A 23,068-nucleotide genomic window follows, 5' to 3' on the forward strand; every position below is an offset into this window, starting at 1 on the left:
AGTCAGTTTAGCTATAATTTCCTAAATTTGCTCACAATCTCTTGACTTGACACATATGTTTTTTCCCAAATGTTACTATCTTCCTCCTTTTCCTTTCTCAATTTGTGCAACCATTTCCTTTACATTTGCATGCGTGAGAAGGGAATTTTTGCTGACATGAGATTTTGGATCAGATTTTGCTGTTACGTGTTTCGTTGCAGATCTTTTATTCTCTGTTAGAAATGAATGAGATTGTTTTTTCTTCACACCGATATCCGCTTGTGCTGCTGGAGTGGTTTTGCTTTCAGCAAGCTGTACATTAGCATTTCCTTTTGCTTGATTTTGCTCAAATTTTTCTTTTAATGCCTTTACTTTACTGCCCATCTCGCGATTAGCTCCTCCTTTCATAGTAGCTGCTGCTACTTTTGGTATCGCCTTACCAGCAGCTTTTTGTGCTGATTTCCTATTGTCTTGATTTTCAGATTTTAGTGGTACTCTTTCAGCTGATTTTTTAAGAATTACTCCTACTACTTTTGGCTCTGTGCTTACTTTTTGATTAGCACGGCTTAGATTTTTAGGCTTTGGCGGTACTGCAGGTTTATCTTTGATTACCACTTTCGATTCTTGTCTAACTTCTTGACCAGTAGTAAACATTTTTTTGGCACTTGCGGTGGTTTTGGTGGTACGAGGGATTGAGGTTGTTGTTTCTGCTTACGTTCTCTTTTTGCTTCTATATGTTCTTTAGGAACTGTTGCATAAATTGGCTCTTCTTTGGGCGATTTTGAACTCTGCGAATTTTCTATTAAAATTTTACTCTTCTTCTCTTGATAATTTGATATCTCTTTGTATACAGACTCTTCATTTAATGAACTTCCATAGCCTGAATCTTCTCTCTGCTCATATAAAGGATTTTCCTTTTGCTTTTTCTCTTGATAATTTGATATGTCTTCATATTCAGACCCCTGATCTAATGAACTTTCATAGCCTGAATCCTCAGAAGGATTTTCCTTAGCATCAGGCATACTAAAACTATTAGCTCCTTTTAGTAAAGAAGATGTAGACTTTGCCTTGCTTTCTCCATCTGAGGATATTTCTGATTTAAAGCGTACCTTCCTCGAATCTGGAGCAGCCGGAGGTGCTGTTGTTGGTCGCTTTATTTGCCTCATGCGATTACCACCTAATTTTTCTTTCGGCTGTTCTTCTTTTCGCAGCTCAAAAGTACCTTCCTTTTGCTTTCTACCTTCCAAACTCACTTCGTGTGATCTATCTTTTCCTTGACTCTTTTCACTTTGTTCTAAATTTAAAGAATCTTTTAAAATATTATTTTTTCTGAAATCTTTTTCTAATTGTTCCAAGAGATCAATTTTTTTTAAAATTCTTGTATACTTAGCTGCTGTTTCTAAAGTGAAACTTGACAACTCATCATTTACAAAATTACTTATACTACTGTTCTTGGTTGGAAAATTTTTTCCCAAAATTCTATTCATTAATGTTTTAAAAAGACCTAATGGCTGTTCTACATAATTGTTCAAGTCAGTATATATAACAAACTCAGCTATACCTTTTGCCTCACCTGTAAAACCTTCTAATGCATGAGATAAATCCCTTAACGTTTTGTTATATTGTTTCTCTGCATTTCCTAGCTTTACAGCTTTGATCAGAGAATCGAGATTTTTTTTATAGTTCTCACTTTTAAATGGATTATTCATACTAATTACAGCTCATTATTTATTAAAATATAGATCTAAAATATTAAGATCTAGTAAATATTACTTTTGTAATTCATGTAGAACTATAGCTATAATAAGTAAGATTTCCCTACGTCATACCGCCGCGGTATCTCCAGATCCCCCTAACAACTTACTATTACCCACAAATATGAGGTTCGTGAGCAAGTCGCCATCCTTCTGCTAAATCAAAGAGACGTTTATATCCTTTCCAAAGAGTAATTGGTCCTGGTTTTGGGTCATTTTTTCTTGCTAAATGGCCTCCAAGTTCATGAAACAGCTTCTTTTATGTTGGGAACTACACTTGGACATGGTTTTCTGTGTATTTTAACGTATAAAACTTTCCATTCTTCTTCAGCTAATAAGGTAGTACATGGTAATGTTGGGTTAGCTCTTGCAATTGATGTAATAAAGAAGATCCTCCAAGCAATAATACTCATAACTGTTAGATATCTCATTAGTCTTTCTGCTATTCCAAGCCTACATTCTTCAACTTTGAGACCGGATTTAAAATTTTATGTAATATCTCTATTTTCCATCTAAGGCAATTGTAAGTTAAAAACGTGATATAAAAGAGATAAGAGAGAAAGATAACCCTGCTCACTAGGAATAGCGGGCGTGCGCGACCGAAAGGAAATTGGTATTACAACCGTTGGTATCAAGGTACGCTAGCCCTATCTCTCGATACGTTTGAATAGTTGCTTGGGACATATATATGCACCCGTTTACAATCTTAAATTAACTAAAACTATCGAGGTTTATTATGGTTACATCTTATCAAAATTTTATTGGCATTGACATCGGAAAATTTAAAAATGTCGTTGCAATTCACAAACAGAAGAATGCTGTCGAATTTGATAATAATGCTTCTGGTTGGCAACAATTATTTCAAGAGTTTTCAGATATTCTACCTAATGCTTTAGTGACTTTAGAAAATACAGGGAAATATGAGCTTGGCTTATCACATTTTCTTACCGACAAAAATATTGCCGTGCATCGAGCTAATACTCGTAAAGTAAAAAGCTTTATTTTATCTCACGGAACTTTAGCAAAGTCTGATAGATCAGATGCAAGAGCTCTTGCTCAATATGGATTTGAACGCCATAGAACTATCTCTCTATTTGTACCTACCTCTACAGAACAATCAACTTTGGCTGCACTTTGTCAACGTCGTGATGATATTACGCAAATGAGAACTCAAGAAAAATGCAGACTTGAAGCACCGGAAAATGATCATATAAAAGAAAGCTGTCAAAAGACCATTGAGTTTTTCGATAGTCAAATAAACGAACTCAATGATACTATACAAAAGATTATTGATGAAAGCCGCGAATTACAACAACGCCAAAAAATTCTTAAAACAGTTCCTGGAATAGGTAAAAAGTTATCACAAGATTTTTTGTGTTTAATGCCAGAGCTTGGTTACTTAAATAGAAAAGAAGTAGCAAGTCTTGCCGGAGTTGCACCGCATCCAAAAGAAAGTGGTAAAGCTGTTGGTTACCGAAGGATTACAGGTGGTAGAAGTAACGTTCGTTCAAAGCTCTTTACAGCCGCTATGGCTGCTACAAGGTCAAAATCTATACTTGGCGCCTTTTATTCTAAGCTTGTTGAAAGTGGTAAGAAGAAGATGGTGGCTATAACAGCCCTAATGCGTAAAATTATAGTAATTGCTAATACAAGACTTAAAGAAGCAATTAATTTGCATACTTAAAAATCTTCACAACGGTAACTGAAATTGGCTAATGAATATGTGCGTCCACACAGACTTAAAGCACATATTCATTAGCTTAAGCAGAAATTGCTGTGGTAGCTGTTTGATATAAAATTCTATTTCTATGACAAACGGGTTTTTATTGCCCATATAATTTGCAAAATTACACAAATAAAAAAATTTTTAAAAAACATAGTTGATACCAACTAATTTTTTCAACAGCTTCATCGAAAGTATTAACTGAAAGATTCGTTAATAGCATCCATTCTAGCGGTTTTTTTTAAGGGAAGGGGAGTTTTCTCAACAACATAAACTGCATAAAGTGGTAATTTAGGTAGTTCTTCCGTCTTATGCCTAATATTATTCTTAGATGGATTCATCATAAACTTTCCAAATCTAACTTCCAAACGTGCTGTTCTTTTTGGCTTATTATCTTTTACAGGAACTTCAACTTCTACCGTACCTGCACAATGAGAGGATTTAATAAATGCCCATAACTTCTGCTCACCTTTTTCAGGATATCGAGATTTTCTATTTACTGCTCTATCTCTGCATGCTCTAACTAGCACTGCCGAATTAAGATTATGTGCAAGCTCAAAAAAGTCATATATATATCTGCTTCTCTATCGCATACAGTTATAGTCTCAGTTTGAGTTGGATCAATAATATTATTTGTTTTTCTTAAAGTTTCCAACCACTTTACGCTTTCTTTATCTTCAATGCGATCGCTCTTTTTTTTAAGGTTCTCAGTTTCTTCAGGTCTTGAATAAACTTTTTGATCTAGTATCCCTAGTACCAAACCTTCTATACTAACGGCAAGAGCTGTATGCATTATAATACCTTTTGCAGTATCATAACTGGACAAATTTGCTAATCCGCTTGTTTTTTTATGGTTATTATATACAATGTAACTGGTATCTTGAATGACAAGAACCCTCTTGTGAGCTTTTGTTCTCTCAACCGTCTTATTAATATGTGTAGCTAAAATATCACTTTCTTTTACATTCTCATTTTGAAAAAAACGTTATGCTGTTTTTGCTTCTGACCAACTTTCACATGCTTGATTAATCTAACTTTCAGGTAATTTTGTCAAACATATCAGCAATCTTTACTAATCGCTCAGTTAACCTTTTATCTCCAAATTCATTTTTAGCCCATTCACTACTTTTACTTGCCATTTTACACCCTCAATATTTGCAAACTTTAATATTGTAATATTTTACTTTTTAGTCCATTTATATTTGTGGGTAATAGTAAGGAATGACACCGTCTTGGATGGAAACCAGTGTCAGCTACTTTCATGACACCATCACAAGGTGAAACTGGATCCCAGTGGGCTTTGTTGCATCGCTCAAGTGAAAAGAACTGGCAGTTACTGACAAAATTCATTATAAATAGCCATTTAACTGTTGAAGAAAAAATATGCCACAAAAAATGAGAGTCAGTAACTGCCATGAATATAACAAATTTCTCCAAGAAAGAGGAAGCATTTTTTGTTATATCAATGACGCCATAGAAAATTGGTACGAGAATTGTCCAAAAATGCAGGGCGGCAACTATATTTATAGTGATAAAGTTGTGATTTTGGTGCATATAATCGTCAGTTTCTTTAGAATTGGTTTAAGACAAACAGTCGGGTTTAAAAAGGGTATTTGCAACAAATAGGAAGAGATTTGGCAGTTATCAGCTATTCACAAGCATCAAGAAGGTTTAAGAAACTTAATATTAAGATAAATGATTGCAGAATTGATAAAAATAATATGGAAGATATCGAAATTGCTATAGACAGTACAGGAATTAGTATATACAACAACACTCCTGGTCACAGCAAGGAAAATAGCACTGACAGAAAATATCGTGGCTATGAGCAAACGAGAAAATTGCACGTAATGTTGAATATAAACAACAAAAAAGCCATAGCTGTAAAATACAGTAACGGTGTCTACTCTGATCACTATGGAGCTTGTGATTTGCTAAAAGAAGTTGATTTTCAGCATGCCATAAAAGCACTATATGCAGATAGAGCATGTGATAGGCACAAGTTTTATAAGTTGTGTAACGAATATGATATAAAGACAAAAATTCCACCAATAAACAATGCGGCAGAACATCCAGAAATAGATTATATGTCTGACAGGAATGCTGCTATTAGGTTAATAAAATTATACGGTGAAGATGGCATGAAAGAATGGAAAAAAGAAGTAAATTATGGGAAAAGATCTTATATTGAAGGGTTTTTCTCAAGATTAAAGCAAATATTCGGATTTAGTTTTAGGAATAAATCTGAGACAAATAGAGAGAAGGAACTACTTGTTAAATGCTATTTGCTCAATAAGTTCACTGATATTGGTATGGCTAAATTTGAGATAGCTTCATAAATTTATTGTGCGTTACCTACTATCCGAAGAGCGATGCAACAAAGCCATCCCAGTGTCAGCTACTTGGATGACAGAGGGGGGTGGGATGACAGGAGATGATGGAGTGACAGGGAGTAATACAAAAAGTTTCGTCATCCCCATTGAATCGGCTTTAAAATCGATGTTCAAAGTTGAAATTTCCCTAGAAGATGCGGGGAAAATCAGAAAAGGTCAGGAAGTTGTATTAAATAACTTGCGTAATTTAAAGAATCATGATATTTGTTGTACGGTGGTGGGTAGTGTACCTATTGCAATCTGCAGTTTTATTTATGGTTGTGTGAAACCTATTCGTGTTTTTAATATTTAAAATGAGGTTTAGATGTCGATAACATCCGAAAAGAAAAAGAGTTTGATAAATATATATGCAATTAAAGAAGATGATACAGGCTCATCTTTTGTACAATGTGCAATTTTGACCGAGAGGATCAGTAACTTAACTGAGCATTTTAAAGTGCACAAGCATGACCATCACTCTAAGCGTGGTTTACTTATATTGATAGGTAGAAGACGCAAGCACTTAAATTATATAAAGCGTAAATTTGGTAATGAAGCCTATCAGGAATTAATAGAGAAGTTAGGCATTAGAAAATAATCGAGGAATTTAATATGTTTAAAATTATAAAAAAATCTATAGAGTGGGGTGGTCGTGCCTTATCTTTAGAAACAGGAAAAATAGCACGCCAAGCTCATGGTTCAGTAGTTGTAAATTACGGTGATACTTCTGTTTTAGTAACTGTTGTACGTAAAAAGAAGGAAGAAAGCGTTGATTTCCTACCTTTAAATGTGCAGTTTATCGCAAAAAGCTATGCCATGGGTAAGATCCCTGGCGGGTTTTTTAAAAGAGAAGGCAAGCCATCTGATAGAGAAACTTTAATCTCAAGAGTAATAGATAGAAGTATAAGACCACTATTCCCAGAAGGATTTCATGATGAAATTAGTGTGGTGTGCAATCTATTAACTTATGATACAGTCAATCCTCCTGAAGTGCCAGCATTGATTGGTGCTGTTGCAGCTCTTGCAATTTCTGGTGTTCCCTTTCACTTTACTATAGCTGGAGTGATGGTTGGTTGTGATGAAAATAATAACTATATACTCAACCCTTCTGTTCAAGAGATGAAAGCAAGCAGCTTGGATCTGTTTTTGTCTGGTGATGAAAATTCAATTTTAATGGTTGAATCAGAAGTGAAAGAGCTCTCTGAAGAAAATGTTTTTAATGCAATAAAATTTGGCCATGAACACCTTAAGCCTGTCATTAAGCTCATAAAAGAGTTTGCTGATACAATTGGCAATAAACCTGAGAGCTTTGCCCCTATTGATGCATCAGATATAACACAAGAGCTCGAAAAATACGGTAAAGATTTTGAAAAAGCATATTCGCAAACAGTAAAACAAGAGCGAGTTCAAGCTCTAGAAGCGATCAGAGAGAATATATTGAATACTCTTAAAGAAACTGGAAAAGACGAAAAGTTAATTACGTATGCAGTAAAAAACTTTGAAAGATCTTTAGTACGTGAAATAATTAGGAAGAAAAGTGTAAGGATAGACGGTCGTAAGCATGATGAGATACGTCAGATAGAAGTTGAAGTTGATATTCTGTCCAAAACTCACGGTTCTGCACTATTTACAAGAGGCAATACTCAGGCACTGGTTGTTACTGCTCTTGGCACCACTCAAGATGAGCAAATTGTGGATGATATTGAAGGGGATAGACGTGAGCATTTCATGTTGCATTATAACTTTCCCTCATTTGCTGTTGGAGAAACTTCTGCTGCGCGTGCACCAGGAAGAAGAGAAATCGGTCATGGCAAACTTGCTTGGAAAGCAATTCATCCTGTTTTACCCGATAAGTCTGAATTTCCTTATACAATAAGAGTAGTGTCCGAAATTTTGGAGTCTGATGGTTCTTCTTCTATGGCAACAGTTTGTGGGACTTCTCTTGCTTTAATGGATACGGGTGTGCCAATAAAGGCCCCTGTTGCTGGAATTGCTATGGGTCTCATCAAAGATAAAGACGAGTATGTAATACTTTCCGATATACTTGGTGATGAAGATTATCTTGGTGATATGGACTTTAAAGTAGCAGGAACTAGTGAAGGGGTTACGGCGCTACAAATGGACATGAAAATTTCTGGTATAAGCTTTGAAATTGTTGAAAAATCTTTAGAACAGGCAAAAGCTGGAAGATTACATATTTTAGAAAAAATGAATGCAGTGATTTCAGAACACAGTGATGATGTCAAAGACCATGCACCAAGGATGTTATCATTTTACATAGATAAAGACAAAATTTCTGCTGCTATAGGTTCTAAGGGGAAAAATATACGCAGTGTGTGTGAAAGAAGTAATGCAAAAATTGAAATAGGAGATGATGGTAAAGTTTCTGTTTTTGCTACGAGTGGCACTGAAGCTGAAATTGCAAAGAGTATGATGATTGATTCAATAACAGAACTAGAACAAGGTTCTATAGTTGATGTCAAGGTTGTAAGAATAGAGAAGTCTATTGTAGAGCTTGAATTTCTTAATGGCAGAAAAGGAAAAATGCACATAAGTGAAGTAGCTAATGAACATATAGATTCTATAGAGAGCGTACTTAAACAAGATGATACTTTCAAAGCACTAGTAATTGACTTCGAAAAAGGTGGGTGTCCAAAGTTGTCAAGACGTCGGGTTGATCAAGAGACGGGAGAGTTTTTTGAAGGTGAGCTTTACAACGAGGAAAGGAAAGATGGTCCAAATGACAGGGATAATTATTACAATAATTCATTTAGTAGAAAACCTGGAGGAAGTCACCATAAGAGGCCTCCTCGTCCTCGTTCTGGTTTCAGCAACAGAAATAGGCCGAAATTTGGTAATAATGATTCATCATCAGGTTTTTATTAAGAGTAAACTTCTTGCGTTACCTCTCGTCATTCCAGTGCTTAACACTGGAATGACACCCTTTCTGGTGAAGGTTGTTCTCAAATCACAATGTTAGTACAATTGTGGTGTTAGCTATAGCTAACCCAAGGTATCCGTTCAGCGGAGTGGTAGAATAAGGTAGACAAAGCAAGATAATAAAGATAATCATAGAGCAAAAGTGAGGTAATGTGGTAAACCTTTGAGAACTTTGCAAAAATTTACAGCAAAAAATAGAAAAACTGAAAGCAGAGATAGAAAACTTAAAAGCAGAAAATAAAGCTTTAAAGATAGAGAACGCTGAATTAAAGGAAAGGCTCGGTTTAAATTCAAAAAACTCATCCCTGCCCAGCTCAAAAGAGCTATACAAAATAAAAAAGGACAAGCCAAAAAGCGAAAGGAATGTTGGCGATCAGGTTGGGCATAAAGGAAATTTTCATGCCACAATGGAAGCGGATAAAGTAGTAAAAATAGAGTTGCCTAATATTTGCGAATGCGGAGGAGAGCTTGTAATATGCGAAAAACCTTATGTTCACCAAAAAGTTGATCTTCCGGAAATTAGGCCTTATGTAGTATAGCATTTCTCATAATAGTCCGAACAGGTCATAGGAAGGCAGAATCAACAGCACGACGAAAGGATTCGAATAGAGGAATGTTTTTCCTGGCTCTGTTTTTTATAGCAAACCAATGATGCTCAATTTTGTTGAAATCTGGAGAATAAGGCGGCAGATACAAAATTTCTGCACCAACCCCTTTAGCAAGCTCGATAATCTTATCAGACTTATGAAAAGTAGCATTGTCAAGAATGACAGTCTGTCCAGGTTCCAAGATCGGTGTCAAAAATTGCTCAAACCATCCATTAAAAACATCCATATTACAGTGGCCTTCAAAGGTTAACGGAACAACTATCTTTCTTCCACTTAAGGCTGCAACCATACTGATTCGTTGAGTCTTCTTTCCAGATTTTAAGGCATAAAACCGCTGTCCTTTCTGGCAATATCCGTAGTTCGGTGTTATCAATGCCAGACTCATCTATATACACTAAGTTTTTAGGTTCTTTTGTCGCTATAATTTTCAAAAATTCAGCACGTTTTTCTTCGTTTCTTTCCTTGTATCCATATGTCTTTTTTTGCGCGTAAATCCAATTTTTTTAAGGGCTCGATAGATCGTTTGGATACTAACGTTGTTCCAAAGTTTAGCCATTTCCGATAGAGTCTTTCCTCCGTGTTCTCTGGCAAATTTGGCAAAGGTATCCCAGTCGGTAATTTTGTGATTGTAACCCCCATTTCCAAGTTTTTTTGATTGAAAGTCTCCTGTTTCTTTTCTTCTTTGCTGCCACTGTTTCTCTGCTTTCTCCTTCGTCTAGCGCTTCCATTGCTTTTTTTCTTAAATCATAACTATATGCTGCTGGCATTCAACCTCCTTATCATCATCTACCCTTATCCTATCACATCCGGACTTTTATGGAAAGAGCTATAAGAGGTTGTCCGGAAACTAGTAAATTCAAGCATATTCCCTCTTTAACATAACCCTACTCATAGCTAGGTATATGAAATTCTCAGTGGATGTTGTGAGTAAATCATACTCCTTCGATAGCCTTCTATTCCTATTAACCCAAGCAAAAGTCCTTTCTACAACCCATCTTCTTGGCTGTACTTTAAACCCTTGTTCTCTTGTTGGTAGTAGCTCAGGTGGCGTATCTTTGTGCACCCAAAATCTACATGGAGGCCTTTTAACAATTTCAATATCTATGTCATATTCTTCCTTTATGTGATTCTTTAAATTTCTTCCTTGGTATCCCATGTCAGCCCACATTTTTTTAACTTTAGTATATTTTGTTCTCATATTGTTTAATGCTATTTTAATACCATCTCTATCATTTTCGTTAGCAGCGCCTACGTAACAACCTAGTATAAAACCCTGAGTGTCTGTAATTATATGCCTTTTTCTACCCTTTACTTTTTTACTTCCATCATAGCCTTTGATCCCCCCTTTTCTGTAGTCTTTACAGATTGACTATCTACTATACAGGCACTCGGCTGCTCATTCCTTCCTATTTTTCTTCTACTATATTTTGTAATTTCATAATTCATTTTCTCAAAAATTCCCTGCTTCTTCCATTGCCTGAACTGCTCATACACAGTCTTCCATAGCGGAAAATCATTTGGTAAATACCGCCATTGACACCCTGTACGCAATACATAGAAAATTGCTTCTAATATTTCTTTTTTGCTATACTTTGGCGGCCTTCCTCCTTTCTTGTATGATACTCTGAAGTGTTTTTCTATTCTTGCCCATTCCCTTTCGCTTAGATCTGTTGGATACTTTTTTCTCATCTTTACCCCGTACTAAAATTTCAGATATTATAGCCTTTTACTTGTTTCCGGACAACCTCTAATACCAATTCCCATTACACGGCAAACAGATGGACAAAGATGGAAGAAAAGCCATAATGAAGTAAGTAAAATAGTTGAGGTATAAATGGCATTAAGATCAAAATTATTGGATGAAAAAGTAGTAGAATCAGCAAAAGAAATGCTGAAGAAAGTAAGGAATAATGCATATGTTTCAAAAAAACTAAATGCTGTAATTGCAGCAAAAAAGTACAGTATAACGGCTGTAGCAAAAATATATTGCATTTCAAGAAGCGCACTAACTTCGTGGGTAAAACTCTTGAAATTTGGCAGAGAAGAAAAACTGTTTGCTCCTCCACAACGCCGTAGAAAAACTAAATTAAATCAGGTTCAACTACAGCAAATTGAAGAGTGGATAGAAGAAAATCCTAATATTACCATTAAAGAAATGAGAATAAGAATCCAGGAAAAGTTCAGATTAAATATCAGCAAATCTACAGTACACCGCTATATGCAAAAGATGAAATTCTCATATATTACACCAAGACCAGTTCATAATGGACAAGATAAAAGCAAACAAGAGGAATTCAAAAAAAAATCTCAATGGAGCTATTAGCAAGTATCCAGAAAAAGAGCTATTTTTCTTTGATGAATCACGGTTTGGCACACATTCAAAGGTTGGACATGGGTGGTTTAAAAAGGGGATTAGAACACAGGTTAAAACAAAATTAGGTAGGCAAAATTTCTATCTCTATAGTGCGGTTAATCCTAGAAATGGAGAGAGTTCTAGCTTATTTGCACCAAATGTCAACACTGATTGCATGAACATATTTCTTGAGCAGATGTCGCAATATCTAGAAACACGAGAGGCTTTTCTTGTTATGGATTGTGCTAGTTGGCATAGGTCAAAAAATTTAAAGGTACCTAAAAATATCGATATTATATACCTACCTCCGTACTCACCTGAGCTAAATCCTGTTGAGAGGCTTTGGTTATATATAAAACAGAACATTTTGCGCAATAAAATATACGATACAATTGCTCTGCTTGAGGGTGCTTTGTGCAAATTTATTACTTCTCTTGCCAGCTCCACAATTAAACAACTCTGCAATGTCTCCTATTTGACTGGCCAACAATGAGAGTTGGTATAAACACTATAAAGTGCAGGAATTATGTAGGATTTTCTGCTAGTGGCTACTATAAGTGGACCACAAGAAAAATAAGCAGTAGAGAATCAGCAAATAAAGAGTTATTAGCAGATATTCAAAAAATATATCAAGCTTCTAAATGTAGATATGGAGCTCCTAAAATTCATGCTGAATTGAAGGCTTTGGGTAAAAGTTGCAACTTAAAAACAGTGCAAAGTATTATGCAGAAAAATGGTATTCAGGCTATATTGAGAAGAAAATTTAAAATTAAGAAACAACAAACGGACAGTAGAGTTGTAGCTCCCAATATATTAGACCAAAACTTTATTGTCGATCAACCAAATAAAGTATGGGATTACTTATATAAAAACCAAAGAAGGATGGCTATATTTGGCAACAATAATCGATCTATATTCACGCATGGTAGTTGGCTGGTCAATGAGCAGTTCAATAAATAAACAATTGGTTATGGACTCTTTATTAATGGCCGTTAACAAGCGTAAACCTGCCAAAAATCTACTATTACATAGTGATCAAGGTTCACAATATACTTCGCAAGGTTATCAATATCTCTTATCCATAAAAAACATAGATGAGTCATAAAGGTTGTTGTTACGACAATTCTGTTGTGGAAAGCTTCTTTAGCTCATTGAAAAGAGAAATACTTATTGATACTTCACAACACTCTGCTCAACAAACTAGAACTGCAATATTTGAATACATAGAAATTTTTTATAACAAACAACGTCACTATTAACTATTGCATTCCTGAGCATTTTGATTCATCATTCTCTTTGTGAAAAACATTCCAAACTTTCTCTCCACTTTTTCTGGGTAAGGTCAGTCAGCTACTTGGATGACAGGGGAGGGAGGTGCTAACCTGACAATCGTCATCCCGCTACGTGTTAGCGGGATCTAGAGATACCGCGAATGAATCGCGGTATGACGGTCTGCAGCGGTATGACGTAGGGCTGCACTAGCTATATCATGCATTTTATTAACCGACACTATAAACAATATCCTTACAATTATGAGATTGAACCACAACTTGCTCAAGCGTTAAGCTGCTGCGTTTAGCGTCTTTACTGTGATTTTCCCCAAGAACATTTGTTCTTTCTCGTTTTATTTCCTCAATGAATTTCCCATTAACATCTTTAGGATCAATCTCTTCTTCAGAATATATAAGGTTAGTGCAATTTGTTTTTCTATAATAATGCACGCCAAGACATATAATTGATAATGCAAGTATACCAGAACCTATAAGTAATGATAATCCTATGTTATTAGTCAAAGGGTTTTGGTAAAATTTTTGTACACCATTAACACCATGTGTTGCAAGTAGCCCTAGAGGAAACGCTATATTTGCAGCAACTACACCAGTAAATAATGCAGTAAATATTGGTCTGTCGTTAATTACTGATTTTATTTTATTAGTTCTAGTAATTACTTTTTCGTCAATGTTAGTGAAGCCTTGTTTAGCTTCCCAAGCATTAAGTACAAAATTTGAATGAGTGCCATTGCTATATTCCAGTCTTACAGATTTTATAGCTTTATCTTTTGGCTGGTGCTCCAACACCTCAGCTAAAATTTTATCCGCATCTTTTTTTTGAATGGAATGTTCTTCAGTATCTATAAATTGCCTTGTTGCAAAAAATATTGGACCAATTGCAAGCAATGCAGCAAGTGCGATAACTGGTATAGTGATATATTTTGGGCTGTTTGTAAAAAATGCAATAAATTTTGCTTTATCTTGTAAATATAATAAAGCTGCAGATATACTGAGTATAATAGCACTTGCAGTAAAAATTATAAAGCCCTTCTGCTGCATGGAATACTTTGCTCTTGGCAAGAATCTGTTTGTTTTTTTATTTGTTGTGCCACCTACATCAGAATTTAGTGACAAAGACTCTTCAGAGTCATCTGTCTTATATGATGGTGGAGAAGTTGAAGGTACATTGCTAAGTTTGTTACTTGATTCTCTGCTTAACCGTGTTAATGTTTTATCAAGATCATCAGGATCATCAAATACTGTCTCTTGAGAAGGGGATCTGCTTAGAATTGAATTTTGACCATCTATTCCACTGTCTAAACTCTTTTTCGAAGATTTTGTATCTGGGTCTATAGTTGCATAAATAGGTTCTTCTGATCCATCACCAACTGATCCTTCCATATTTAAGTTTGCTGTTTCTTTATCATCAGACTCGCCATCAAACGGACTTGTAGAGTGTGAAATTTCATTTTTATCGTTTGTTCGTGGCACTGTGCTTCTAGGTGCTGGTGTCGGCAGTACTTTCTTGCCATCTTCATCCTTTTTTGTATAAGAAGTTGGTGTGACATTATCTCCGTTTTCTAATCCATGCATATCTGCTCCAAAATTAATTACTATGCTGCATTGATTACGCTATAGTTATTAAGATGTAGTAAATACCAGTTTACGGATAATTATTAGTATAGAAATTGTCTATCAAAGATCCTTTCATTCAGAGGGTAATCTTTGTCAAAGAGCAAAGTTATTGTGTTTTCATGGTCTTTTTGTATTTTTATCTGTGATATATTATGAAACTCCTTGTAATCTGATACTACAAGTGCTGGACGGTTTTTTGTGTCGTTAATGTCAATTTGTACGATTGTATCGTTTGATATTAACGCTCCATTCCAATGCCTTGGGTAATAGCTATTGATAGAAGTGAGTGCAAGTAAATTTGAATTTAGCGGCAAGATTGGGCCACCGGCAGAGAAGTTGTATGCAGTGCTGCCTGTGGGGGTAGATAATATTACTCCGTCCCCTCTAAATTTTTCTACTTTTAGCTTATCATTAATAGTAATATTCATCTCTACTATTTGGTTCGCTTTTCTAAAAACGTATACTTCGTTTACTGCTATGTAATGATATCTCTTGCCACTTGTGTCTGTTGCTTCCATTTTTAGCAAAGTTAACTGAGTTGAAGTTGCATGCTCTATATGATCAATTAAATCTTCACTGCAGCTAAAGCATTTATTCATCAAAAACCCAACATTGCCAGTGTTTATCCCATACACATGCATGTTTTTATTTTCTATGACGTAATTGTGCAAAGTGCGTAGCATAAAGCCATCACCGCCAACAACTATCAATAGATCGATTTCGGACTTATTTTCTTCTGTTATATTGATAAAATTAAGTTTCTTTAATAGTTTAGATACTTCCTGCGATTTTGGTGATGGAGAAGCAACATAGCCTATATTTTTGTATTTATGCATGCTTCAGTAAACTCTCTAAAACTTAAAGAGGAGGAGAATTAGAAAATGCTTCCATATTTATCGTTAAACTTAGCTAATTTGCTAGTTTTACTTGCTAACCCGCTTGTCAAACTTCCAGTCCATGCAGGGTGAGTAAGAGGATCTCTATCAAGTTTTACCCTATCTCCCTCCTTTCCATAAGTGGAACGAGTTTCAAACTCTTGACCGTCTGTCATAACTATAATAATTTTATGATAATTCATTGTTGTTTATAAACTTTTAGTCAGCTAATATTCTAGTGAACTTAATTCACTAAGTCAATCATTATTCTAAAATATTGACAAAAAATAAATAAAGTAGTATATTTAATAAGGAATAAATAATAACTATCATGATTTTTGCTTTCCCCGGTCAGGGCTCTCAGTTTGTAGGAATGGGAAAGAGCTTATATAGTGAGTTTTCTGTTGCAAGACAAGTATTTAATGAAGTAGATAGCATATTGGATGGAAAGCTGTCTCATTTAATCTTCAACGGTCCTATTGAAGAATTAACCATTACAGAAAACGCTCAGCCAGCTATAATGGCAGTATCAATTGCAATGCTACGTGTTATGGAGCATGTGTTTGGCAAATCTCTTTTCACTGATCACAATGTTAAATATGTTTGTGGGCATTCAGTTGGCGAATATACAGCGCTGTGTGCTGCAGGAGCGTTAACGCTTGAGTCTGCAATCGAGCTGCTGAAAGTTCGCAGCGAAGCAATGCATGAAGCTTCACTGAAATGTAAAGGCGGAATGGTTGCGTTGCTTGGAGCAGAGATAAATGAAGTGGAAGATATATTGAAATCAGTTCAAATTGACGGAATTTGTGAAATTGCAAACGATAACGGTGGCGGACAAGTGGTTATAAGTGGCACTAGAGAAGCTCTTGAAATGTTACCCGATTTATTCAAAAACTCGAGTGTGAGGAAACTAATTAAATTACAGGTTAGTGGGCCTTTTCATTCATCTCTTATGAAACCTGCTGATGAAAAAGTTTTGGAGTTTTTGAAGGGTATTAAAATAACCCGTCCTATAGTTCCTTTGATATCAAATGTTACAGCTAAAGAGGAGAGTGATCCCAAAGTTATAAAAACTTTACTCGCCAAGCAAGTTGTAAGCAGAGTGAAATGGAGAGAAATGGTTTTGTATATGTCAAGCCGTGGCATTAACAAATTTGTTGAAATTGGCCCTAATAAAGTTTTATCTAATTTGGTCAAAAGAATTGACCAATCTATCAGTACAAAAAATATAGATAGTATTGGTGATATTGACAGCTTCTTTAATGAATCATTAGTACTAACAGCGAAAAATTTAAAAGTTGGATTAAGTTAAAACACATCTATTTGATGTCATTCCGGTGCATAACGCTGCCTAGCTGGAATGACAGAGGGTAATGCAAGAAATCAACGAACTGCCTGTCATTTCGTTTGGTTTTTTAATTCCAAGTAGCTGTAAAATAGTAGGGGCAATGTCAGATAACCTTCCGTCTCTTAGTTTTAGATTATCGCAAGACACAATAAATGGCACTTTATTTAGAGTGTGTGCTGTATGAGGTGTATTATTTTCTTCATCGAACATACATTCCACGTTACCATGGTCTGCAGTAACAATTAATGCGGTGTTGCTTGACTTTTTAACAGCATTCAGCACTTTCGCAAGACAATCATCTACAGCTAGCACAGCTTTCTCGGCTGCTTTTATATTACCTGTATGCCCTACCATATCAGGATTAGCGTAATTTACAACTATCAGTGCGAATTCTTGGGAGTGAATTTTTTCTACAAGCTTTTCTGTGAGCTCGAAGGCTGACATTTCGGGCTGCAAATCGTAAGTTTGAACTTTTGGTGAGGGAATGAGTATTCTTTCTTCACCAGAGAAAGGTTCTTCTTTTCCACAATTGAAAAAGAAAGTCACATGAGCGTATTTCTCGGTTTCGGCGATACGTAATTGTCGTAATTTATTGTCTTCTATTGTTTGTCCTAGAGTATCAGCGAAAGAAGTAGGAGGAAAAATATAAGGAATTTTGAGATCTTCTTTATACTTCATCATACTTAAAATTGAAGAGAATTTTGCTACCTTAGCGTAATCTGTTTTGCCAAGCAAAATACTTGCTAATTGTATCATTCGATCAGCACGAAAGTTAGCCAACAGCACTCCATCTTCTGGTTTTATACCTTGATAATCACCTATTACTGCGGGCCTGATAAACTCATCAGTTATGTTATTTTGATAGTTATTCTCAATCAACGATACTGCATTATCATGACAAGGTGCCTTTGCAAATGCGATAGCCTCATAAGCTTCGATTGTTCTCTTCCACCTGTTGTCACGGTCCATAGCATAGTAACGCCCAGAAACAGTAGCAATTCTTGTGTCATTTCCCTTTATACTCTTTGTAAATTCTTGAATGCATTTTTTTTCTGAATTTGGCAATGTGTCTCTGCCATCTAAAAATGCATGTATCACCACTTTTATTCCATGCTGTGATATTTTATTTGCTAAAGTTGAAATATGCTTTTGATGCGAATGAACACCACCATCGGACACCAATCCCATTATATGGCATACTCCGTTCTTACTTTTTAGATCATTAATAAAACTTTGTAGATTTACATTGTTTTCTATTATTCCAATCTCTTGATTAATGCGCTGAAGGCTTTGTATTACCACTCTACCACTGCCAATATTCATATGGCCAACTTCTGAGTTACCTATTTGACCACCAGGTAACCCCACATCAGTTCCACAGGCGGATAAACTGCATTTTGGATAATTAGAGCTAATATATTGCCAACAGGGTGGATTTGCGTTGCTAATAGCATTGTATTTACTGCTTTCTACTCCATTTCCCCAGCCATCTAGTATACATAAAACCACTGATTTAATGTTCATATAAAATCAACACTAGAATTTCACAGAGAAAAGCTCCCCGGGCCGGATTCGAACCAGCGACCAATTGGTTAACAGCCAACTGCTCTACCACTGAGCTACCGAGGAATAAACCGTTTTTAATTTACCATGTTGAACGTTGGTTGTAAACGTTTTTTGTGTAGACTTTAAGTCCAACTGACCCATAGAAACAAAAAAACTTACTTGACAAACTCAGCCAGCCCTCTTATCATGAAACTGAAGCTATTGTATTTGCTTTCGCCAATCTGCAGATTAAAAGGTAAGGATTACTTAATGTATCGGCGTCTTATGTTTAATTTTTTGCAGTATATAGATACTGTATGTCTTTACAAAACTTCATCTACATCTAGATTTTTATCTAAATAAGCTGAACGCGCTTATAAAGCGTTACAAGACATCAAAAAATGCCAATACTCGACAGAGATAGTAAAGGACTAGCTAACTCGGGGATTCTTTGTCTTTTTTTCTGCTTAGTAAATTTCTTAAACATTTGCAGCATAGGTTAGTTGCAATTAAAAGCAGCTAAATCTTGCTTGTCAAGCGTTTAAAACATAAAAAACGCCAATATTTTAAAGCAGATAATAACCCCAGGGCTTCTTTTGCCTTTTTTTTCGTTTGGTAAATTTCTTAATGTTTATGGCTAAAGATTGCACGAATGTTGCAATTACAAAAGCGTTTCTACTAGGAGGGTGTCATCCCAGTGTCAGCTACTCGGATGACATTACAGGGGGCACTGGGATGACATCATAGGGGGCTACTTGGCTGACAACCGTCATCCCGCTACGTGTTAGCGGGATCTATGTTGAGAGATACCGCGAATGAATCGCGGTATGACGGTTTGTGGCGGTATGACGATAAGACACAAAGCCTAATGGAAAAAACTGCGAACGCCAGTGAAAAACATAGCAATTTTATTTTCATTTGCAGCTTTTATCACATCTTGATCTTTTAGCGAGCCGCCGGGCTGAATTATAGCTGTAATTCCATGTTTTGCACTTTCTACTATGCTATCTGGGAATGGAAAAAATGCATCTGAAGCAAGCACTGCACCTTTACATTTTTCACCTGCTTTTTTCACTGCAATGTTCACACTATCTATTCTGCTTGTTTGCCCTGCGCCGATGCCAATAGCACAACCATCTTTTGCTATAACTATTGCGTTGGATTTCACATGTTTACATATTTTCCAGGCAAAAATAAGATCTTCCTTTTCTTTTTCTGTTGTAGTGCACTTTGTTACTTGTTCTGCTTTTATTGTGTGGTCATTATTTTCTTGCACCAAAAACCCACCAACAACATTTTTAATTTGGTATTTCACATTTTGTTGGAAAGATTTATGAATAATCACTCTTAAATTTTTCTTTCTTTGTAAAATTTTTAGTGCCTCATTGTTTACCGATGGTGCTATCACTACTTCCAAAAATATCTCGTTTAATTTTTCTGCTAGCTTTAAATCTATCTCCCGATTTAAGGCAACTATGCCACCAAAACTGCTTACTTCATCACATGATAGAGCCTTTTCATATGCCTCCAAAGCATTATTACTAACAGCAGCGCCACATGGGTTATTGTGCTTGATTATCACTGCTGCAGGCTCTTTAAACTCAGAAATTATGTTAAGTGCGGACTCTATATCTACTATATTATTATAACTCAACTCTTTTCCATGTAGTTTTTCCAACGGATATTCTGTAAATTGATTACTATAAAATGCAGCTTTTTGATGGGGATTTTCACCATACCTGAGTTCTTGTACTTTATGCCCATATAGTGCGAAAAACTCTGGCAACTCATTATTTTTACTCTGGGATAAAAACCAACTGTGAATATTAGAATCGTAGTGTGCAGTGAGAGCAAATGCTTTGGTTGCTAAATATTTTCTATATTCCAATGTTGTTTCATTGTTATTTTTTATCATCTCAGCTTTTAGTGCTTCATAGTCTTGAATGCTAGAAATAACTGAAGTAAAACGAAAGTTTTTTGCTGCAGCTCTAATTAACGCCACCCCGCCGATATCAATTTGTTCTATAATTTGCTCTTCATTTGAGCTGCTACTTACTGTCTCCCAAAATGGGTATAGGTTAGTTATAAGCAGGTCTATTGGCTCAATACCTAGATTTTGTATTTCCGTTTTGTGTTTTTCTCTATTGCAAAGTATGCCTCCATGAATTTTAGGGTGTAAAGTTTTTACTCTACCACCCAGTATCTCTGGAAATTGTGTGTAATCTGAGACCTCTTGTGTTTTTATTCCTGCACTAGATAGCACTTTATAAGTATTGCCCGTTGAAAGAATTTCTATTTGTTGCTGCGTTAAAAACGATGCAAGATCAATTATATTCGTTTTATCGTATACTGATATTAAAGCTCTTTTTATTTTCATTTTTATATGGAAAGTTTTTTAAGATTATATCTAAGAAAAGGAAATTTAGCTATTACATTTCTACACTAATTTAAAGCAGCCTATTCTATAAATTTTTTTACCATGCTTGATTTCAAGCCACGAATAAAATCTTCAATACTGCAAGGATTTCTCCCTTCCATTTGTACAACTTTAGGAATTAAAGTGCCACCTTTTAAACTTATGTGCATATTATCATTAACGATCTTGCCTTGTTCTGAAGCGAGAGCTTCAAAGTCAGCATCAAGTATCCTGATACGTTTATTCTCTATCTTGATGAACGCTTTTGGGTAAAACGCTTTAACCTTTCTATAAGCAACTTCACAGGCATCACTTGCATAAATTTTATAGTCTTCCACTTTGTTAGCGTAACATGCATCATTATCATTCTGCTCTATAGGAACCTGTTTTTCAATTTCATTTAACACCTCAAGCAGTAAATCACTGCCTAATTCAGACAATTTATCATGCAATGTCTTGTAGTTATCGTTCTTTTCGATAAGAAATTTTTCCTGTTTTAAAATAGGGCCGGAATCTAATCCTTCATCCAATTGCATAATGCTAACCCCGGTTTCTTGATCTCCTGCTAAAATTGTGTGCTGTATCGGGGCTGCACCACGCCACCTTGGTAGTAATGAAGGATGAATATTAATACAACCATATTTTGGAATATTCAAAATTTCTCTTGGAAGTATCAATCCATACGCAGCTACAACTGCAACGTCTGGTTTGAAATTTCTAAATTTTTCCTGCTCTGCCGAGAACTTTAGAGAGATAGGAGTACATACCTCTATGTTACTTTCTTCAGCGATAACATGTACTGGAGATTTCGTTGGCTTCTGTCCACGCCCTGAAGGTTTTGGAGCCTTGGTGTATACTGCCACCACTTCGCTCTTTGATTTCAGTAACAAGCTCAGAGAATTAACAGCAAATCCTGGTGATCCCATGAAAATAATTCTCATGGTGTTTTTGCTTTAAGAATTCTCCGCTAATTTACCACTTACAGTTTCTACTAATTTGGCAAAATCATCCTTATAATTAACTGCCATCTCAGCAAGAATTTTTCTATTTAAATCAATGCCGGCAAGTGTAAGACCATGCATAAACCTACCATAAGTAAGCCCATGCTCTCTTGCTGCTGCATTAATACGTATTATCCATAAGCTACGGAAATCACGTTTACGGGTTCTTCTGTCTCTATAAGCATATTGCAGTGCTTTTTCAACTCTTTGTAATGCAATTCTATAACAACTTTTTGCGCGCCCTCTATAACCCTTTGCCAGTTTCAATATTTTTTTATGACGAGCGTGAGTAGTGACTCCACGTTTTACCCGAGCCATTTTATTTTACCTCCATTTTGTTAAATACCGTAAGGCATATGAAGCTTAACTATACGCGAGTCAGATTTACCAAGAATCGTTGTACCGCGCTGATTACGAATATTAGATTTACTTCTCTTTACCATGCCATGCCTTTTGCCTGACTGAGTAGAAATAACTTTACCCTTAGCTGTAAGGTGAAAGCGCTTTTTCACAGAAGATTTGGTTTTTAATTTTATTTTCTTCATATTCCAAATAAATTTACAAGCACTACTATTGAGTTCTTTAATAGTAATTAAGCATTAGTATAAATAATTTTATTAAAGAATCAAATTAAAATTGTATATTAAAGGAGTTTAAAAGTAATTACGCCCAATATGTGTGTTATACCTTCTTTATTCCCAAGTGGCAACAATACTTGCCTCATTTTAACACTTTCACTTTCTTCCTCTTCATTGATCGGGCATTTACTCTCTATTACAGTATCAAGTTTATCAATAACTGCATCTATTTTATATAGTCGCAAAAATGGTGCATCAATTGCATACTTATTATCAATGCGCGTCTTTTTCTCAAAACCATAGAATTCAACAGCCTTTTCTCCTGCATTTTCACAAATATAACCTTGATCCTTGACTTCAATGACAAAACAATGCTGCCATGATTCCATTATTTCTGCAGTGTCTATTTCATGCCTTTCTGGCCAATCTCTGTCTGATCCTTTTATGTCATTCCAGTGTTGAGTCACCACATTTGCTATTCTTTTTTCTTTGCCTACATAAATTTCCATTCCAATTTCCACATATAAAACACAGATATGAGGTAAATTTATCGTGAATATATTGATTTTTTCTTACCACAAGGTGCATGTCACTAGAAGTTCTGAGATCTAGAGAGTGGTATTGATTTTATTTCCATTACAACTTATTATTTATAGATAACCTCAATAAA

Annotated in this window: 24 protein-coding genes, 1 tRNA gene and 4 pseudogenes; 12 read left to right on the forward strand and 17 right to left on the reverse strand. The window is 35.5% G+C overall.

What is annotated here, in order from left to right; genetic code table 11:
• Nucleotides 1-75: 75 nt before the first annotated feature.
• From ABWU74_RS00820 to ABWU74_RS00830, 3 genes and pseudogenes are all read right to left on the reverse strand, one after another.
• Entirely contained in the window at nt 76-633 is a 558-nt protein-coding gene (locus ABWU74_RS00820) for a hypothetical protein (protein ID WP_341813882.1), read from the reverse strand.
• A complete protein-coding gene (locus tag ABWU74_RS00825; protein ID WP_353289329.1) occupies nt 588-1,688 on the reverse strand; it encodes a hypothetical protein in 1,101 nt (366 codons plus the stop codon). The genes ABWU74_RS00820 and ABWU74_RS00825 overlap by 46 nt, the downstream gene beginning before the upstream one ends.
• Before the next feature lie 157 nt (nt 1,689-1,845).
• Nucleotides 1,846-2,253, reverse strand: a pseudogene (locus ABWU74_RS00830) (IS4 family transposase); the annotation flags it as partial.
• Between the two features lie 216 nt (nt 2,254-2,469).
• Here ABWU74_RS00830 and ABWU74_RS00835 point away from each other — a divergent pair.
• Nucleotides 2,470-3,417: an IS110 family transposase gene (locus ABWU74_RS00835; protein ID WP_209472550.1), complete on the forward strand. Its 948-nt coding sequence runs from the start codon at nt 2,470-2,472 to the stop codon at nt 3,415-3,417.
• 193 nt (nt 3,418-3,610) lie between these two features.
• Here ABWU74_RS00835 and ABWU74_RS00840 read toward each other — a convergent pair.
• Nucleotides 3,611-4,595, reverse strand: a pseudogene (locus tag ABWU74_RS00840) (IS4 family transposase); the annotation flags it as partial.
• Between the two features lie 25 nt (nt 4,596-4,620).
• Entirely contained in the window at nt 4,621-4,806 is a 186-nt protein-coding gene (locus ABWU74_RS00845; RefSeq protein ID WP_147155110.1) for a hypothetical protein, read from the reverse strand.
• A gap of 45 nt (nt 4,807-4,851) precedes the next feature.
• On the opposite strand from ABWU74_RS00845, the gene ABWU74_RS00850 reads away from it, so the two are divergent.
• The 6 genes and pseudogenes from ABWU74_RS00850 to ABWU74_RS00875 form a co-directional block, all read left to right on the forward strand.
• Nucleotides 4,852-5,082, forward strand: coding sequence for a transposase (locus ABWU74_RS00850; RefSeq protein ID WP_353289437.1), 231 nt, complete (start codon nt 4,852-4,854; stop codon nt 5,080-5,082).
• Nucleotides 5,070-5,795 carry a transposase gene (locus tag ABWU74_RS00855; protein WP_353289322.1) on the forward strand — a complete coding sequence of 242 codons (726 nt, stop codon included), beginning with the start codon at nt 5,070-5,072 and terminating at the stop codon, nt 5,793-5,795. The genes ABWU74_RS00850 and ABWU74_RS00855 overlap by 13 nt, the downstream gene beginning before the upstream one ends.
• A 7-nt stretch (nt 5,796-5,802) precedes the next feature.
• On the forward strand, nt 5,803-6,141 hold the full coding sequence (locus tag ABWU74_RS00860) for a hypothetical protein (RefSeq protein ID WP_353289330.1): 339 nt from the start codon (nt 5,803-5,805) through the stop codon (nt 6,139-6,141).
• A gap of 12 nt (nt 6,142-6,153) precedes the next feature.
• Nucleotides 6,154-6,426 carry a 30S ribosomal protein S15 gene (gene rpsO / locus ABWU74_RS00865; protein ID WP_006279944.1) on the forward strand — a complete coding sequence of 91 codons (273 nt, stop codon included), beginning with the start codon at nt 6,154-6,156 and terminating at the stop codon, nt 6,424-6,426.
• Nucleotides 6,427-6,440: 14 nt separating this feature from the next.
• Nucleotides 6,441-8,714: a polyribonucleotide nucleotidyltransferase gene (pnp, locus tag ABWU74_RS00870; protein WP_095742791.1), complete on the forward strand. Its 2,274-nt coding sequence runs from the start codon at nt 6,441-6,443 to the stop codon at nt 8,712-8,714.
• Between the two features lie 248 nt (nt 8,715-8,962).
• Nucleotides 8,963-9,304: pseudogene (locus ABWU74_RS00875) on the forward strand (DUF6444 domain-containing protein); the annotation flags it as partial.
• 28 nt (nt 9,305-9,332) lie between these two features.
• Here the strand turns inward: ABWU74_RS00875 and ABWU74_RS00880 are convergent.
• Nucleotides 9,333-10,143, reverse strand: a pseudogene (locus ABWU74_RS00880) (IS630 family transposase).
• Nucleotides 10,144-10,232: 89 nt separating this feature from the next.
• Nucleotides 10,233-11,065, reverse strand: a protein-coding gene (locus ABWU74_RS00885) for an IS5-like element ISWpi1 family transposase (protein WP_209472412.1) whose coding sequence is annotated in 2 segments (ribosomal slippage) — nt 10,233-10,696 and nt 10,696-11,065 — 834 coding nt in all. Because the reading frame shifts where the segments join, the coding sequence is not laid out codon by codon here.
• Nucleotides 11,066-11,210: 145 nt separating this feature from the next.
• Between ABWU74_RS00885 and ABWU74_RS00890 the strand changes: the two genes are divergently transcribed.
• The 4 genes from ABWU74_RS00890 to ABWU74_RS00905 all read left to right on the forward strand — a co-directional run bounded on the left by ABWU74_RS00890 (nt 11,211) and on the right by ABWU74_RS00905 (nt 12,988).
• Nucleotides 11,211-12,222 (forward strand): IS630 family transposase gene (locus tag ABWU74_RS00890; protein WP_094745768.1). Its coding sequence is split into 2 segments (ribosomal slippage): nt 11,211-11,672 and nt 11,674-12,222, totalling 1,011 coding nucleotides; the frame shifts between segments, so codons are not numbered across the junction.
• The gene (locus tag ABWU74_RS00895) at nt 12,219-12,689 is read left to right on the forward strand and encodes an IS3 family transposase (RefSeq protein ID WP_353289331.1); all 471 of its coding nucleotides are present in this window, start codon (nt 12,219-12,221) and stop codon (nt 12,687-12,689) included. Before ABWU74_RS00890 ends, ABWU74_RS00895 begins: the two co-directional genes overlap by 4 nt.
• Nucleotides 12,622-12,834, forward strand: coding sequence for a DDE-type integrase/transposase/recombinase (locus tag ABWU74_RS00900; protein ID WP_167347179.1), 213 nt, complete (start codon nt 12,622-12,624; stop codon nt 12,832-12,834). The genes ABWU74_RS00895 and ABWU74_RS00900 overlap by 68 nt, the downstream gene beginning before the upstream one ends.
• On the forward strand, nt 12,824-12,988 hold the full coding sequence (locus ABWU74_RS00905; RefSeq protein WP_080717614.1) for an IS3 family transposase: 165 nt from the start codon (nt 12,824-12,826) through the stop codon (nt 12,986-12,988). The genes ABWU74_RS00900 and ABWU74_RS00905 overlap by 11 nt, the downstream gene beginning before the upstream one ends.
• Nucleotides 12,989-13,228: 240 nt before the next feature.
• On the opposite strand, the gene ABWU74_RS00910 is transcribed toward ABWU74_RS00905, so the two are convergent.
• From ABWU74_RS00910 to rpmE, 3 genes are all read right to left on the reverse strand, one after another.
• The gene (locus ABWU74_RS00910) at nt 13,229-14,593 is read right to left on the reverse strand and encodes a hypothetical protein (protein ID WP_353289332.1); all 1,365 of its coding nucleotides are present in this window, start codon (nt 14,591-14,593) and stop codon (nt 13,229-13,231) included.
• Nucleotides 14,594-14,676: 83 nt separating this feature from the next.
• On the reverse strand, nt 14,677-15,471 hold the full coding sequence (locus ABWU74_RS00915) for an NAD kinase (RefSeq protein WP_070356930.1): 795 nt from the start codon (nt 15,469-15,471) through the stop codon (nt 14,677-14,679).
• Between the two features lie 38 nt (nt 15,472-15,509).
• Nucleotides 15,510-15,713: a 50S ribosomal protein L31 gene (gene rpmE / locus ABWU74_RS00920; protein WP_007548602.1), complete on the reverse strand. Its 204-nt coding sequence runs from the start codon at nt 15,711-15,713 to the stop codon at nt 15,510-15,512.
• Between the two features lie 128 nt (nt 15,714-15,841).
• On the opposite strand from rpmE, the gene fabD reads away from it, so the two are divergent.
• Nucleotides 15,842-16,822 carry an ACP S-malonyltransferase gene (fabD, locus tag ABWU74_RS00925; protein WP_264373760.1) on the forward strand — a complete coding sequence of 327 codons (981 nt, stop codon included), beginning with the start codon at nt 15,842-15,844 and terminating at the stop codon, nt 16,820-16,822.
• A gap of 39 nt (nt 16,823-16,861) precedes the next feature.
• Here fabD and gpmI read toward each other — a convergent pair whose 3' ends face one another.
• The 7 genes from gpmI to ABWU74_RS00960 form a co-directional block, all read right to left on the reverse strand.
• Nucleotides 16,862-18,382: a 2,3-bisphosphoglycerate-independent phosphoglycerate mutase gene (gpmI, locus tag ABWU74_RS00930; RefSeq protein ID WP_353289333.1), complete on the reverse strand. Its 1,521-nt coding sequence runs from the start codon at nt 18,380-18,382 to the stop codon at nt 16,862-16,864.
• A gap of 33 nt (nt 18,383-18,415) precedes the next feature.
• Nucleotides 18,416-18,487, reverse strand: a tRNA-Asn gene (locus tag ABWU74_RS00935).
• Nucleotides 18,488-19,268: 781 nt separating this feature from the next.
• Entirely contained in the window at nt 19,269-20,780 is a 1,512-nt protein-coding gene (purH, locus tag ABWU74_RS00940) for a bifunctional phosphoribosylaminoimidazolecarboxamide formyltransferase/IMP cyclohydrolase (protein WP_209472590.1), read from the reverse strand.
• Between the two features lie 80 nt (nt 20,781-20,860).
• Nucleotides 20,861-21,760 (reverse strand): methionyl-tRNA formyltransferase, encoded by a 900-nt coding sequence (gene fmt / locus ABWU74_RS00945; protein ID WP_209472592.1) that lies wholly within the window; start codon nt 21,758-21,760, stop codon nt 20,861-20,863.
• Nucleotides 21,761-21,772: 12 nt separating this feature from the next.
• Nucleotides 21,773-22,138, reverse strand: a complete 366-nt coding sequence (gene rplT, locus ABWU74_RS00950; RefSeq protein ID WP_006279340.1) for a 50S ribosomal protein L20 — start codon at nt 22,136-22,138, stop codon at nt 21,773-21,775.
• Nucleotides 22,139-22,158: 20 nt separating this feature from the next.
• Complete coding sequence (gene rpmI / locus ABWU74_RS00955) at nt 22,159-22,365, reverse strand: 50S ribosomal protein L35 (protein ID WP_007548610.1); 207 nt, start codon at nt 22,363-22,365, stop codon at nt 22,159-22,161.
• Between the two features lie 98 nt (nt 22,366-22,463).
• Nucleotides 22,464-22,907 carry a PAS domain-containing protein gene (locus ABWU74_RS00960; protein ID WP_010962890.1) on the reverse strand — a complete coding sequence of 148 codons (444 nt, stop codon included), beginning with the start codon at nt 22,905-22,907 and terminating at the stop codon, nt 22,464-22,466.
• Nucleotides 22,908-23,068: the final 161 nt, after the last annotated feature.

The sequence above is a fragment of the Wolbachia endosymbiont (group A) of Paraperithous gnathaulax genome (assembly GCF_964028485.1).
GTDB classification, from domain to species: domain Bacteria; phylum Pseudomonadota; class Alphaproteobacteria; order Rickettsiales; family Anaplasmataceae; genus Wolbachia; species Wolbachia pipientis.

Coding starts and splice junctions, on each gene's coding strand:
- ABWU74_RS00820 (WP_341813882.1), bottom strand. CDS start 633: ATGTTTACTACTGGTCAAGAAGTTAGACAAGAATCGAAAGTGGTAATC.
- ABWU74_RS00825 (WP_353289329.1), bottom strand. CDS start 1,688: ATGAATAATCCATTTAAAAGTGAGAACTATAAAAAAAATCTCGATTCT.
- ABWU74_RS00835 (WP_209472550.1), top strand. CDS start 2,470: ATGGTTACATCTTATCAAAATTTTATTGGCATTGACATCGGAAAATTT.
- ABWU74_RS00845 (WP_147155110.1), bottom strand. CDS start 4,806: ATGAATTTTGTCAGTAACTGCCAGTTCTTTTCACTTGAGCGATGCAAC.
- ABWU74_RS00850 (WP_353289437.1), top strand. CDS start 4,852: ATGAGAGTCAGTAACTGCCATGAATATAACAAATTTCTCCAAGAAAGA.
- rpsO (WP_006279944.1), top strand. CDS start 6,154: ATGTCGATAACATCCGAAAAGAAAAAGAGTTTGATAAATATATATGCA.
- pnp (WP_095742791.1), top strand. CDS start 6,441: ATGTTTAAAATTATAAAAAAATCTATAGAGTGGGGTGGTCGTGCCTTA.
- ABWU74_RS00895 (WP_353289331.1), top strand. CDS start 12,219: ATGAGAGTTGGTATAAACACTATAAAGTGCAGGAATTATGTAGGATTT.
- ABWU74_RS00905 (WP_080717614.1), top strand. CDS start 12,824: ATGAGTCATAAAGGTTGTTGTTACGACAATTCTGTTGTGGAAAGCTTC.
- ABWU74_RS00910 (WP_353289332.1), bottom strand. CDS start 14,593: ATGCATGGATTAGAAAACGGAGATAATGTCACACCAACTTCTTATACA.
- ABWU74_RS00915 (WP_070356930.1), bottom strand. CDS start 15,471: ATGCATAAATACAAAAATATAGGCTATGTTGCTTCTCCATCACCAAAA.
- rpmE (WP_007548602.1), bottom strand. CDS start 15,713: ATGAATTATCATAAAATTATTATAGTTATGACAGACGGTCAAGAGTTT.
- fabD (WP_264373760.1), top strand. CDS start 15,842: ATGATTTTTGCTTTCCCCGGTCAGGGCTCTCAGTTTGTAGGAATGGGA.
- gpmI (WP_353289333.1), bottom strand. CDS start 18,382: ATGAACATTAAATCAGTGGTTTTATGTATACTAGATGGCTGGGGAAAT.
- purH (WP_209472590.1), bottom strand. CDS start 20,780: ATGAAAATAAAAAGAGCTTTAATATCAGTATACGATAAAACGAATATA.
- fmt (WP_209472592.1), bottom strand. CDS start 21,760: ATGAGAATTATTTTCATGGGATCACCAGGATTTGCTGTTAATTCTCTG.
- rplT (WP_006279340.1), bottom strand. CDS start 22,138: ATGGCTCGGGTAAAACGTGGAGTCACTACTCACGCTCGTCATAAAAAA.
- rpmI (WP_007548610.1), bottom strand. CDS start 22,365: ATGAAGAAAATAAAATTAAAAACCAAATCTTCTGTGAAAAAGCGCTTT.
- ABWU74_RS00960 (WP_010962890.1), bottom strand. CDS start 22,907: ATGGAAATTTATGTAGGCAAAGAAAAAAGAATAGCAAATGTGGTGACT.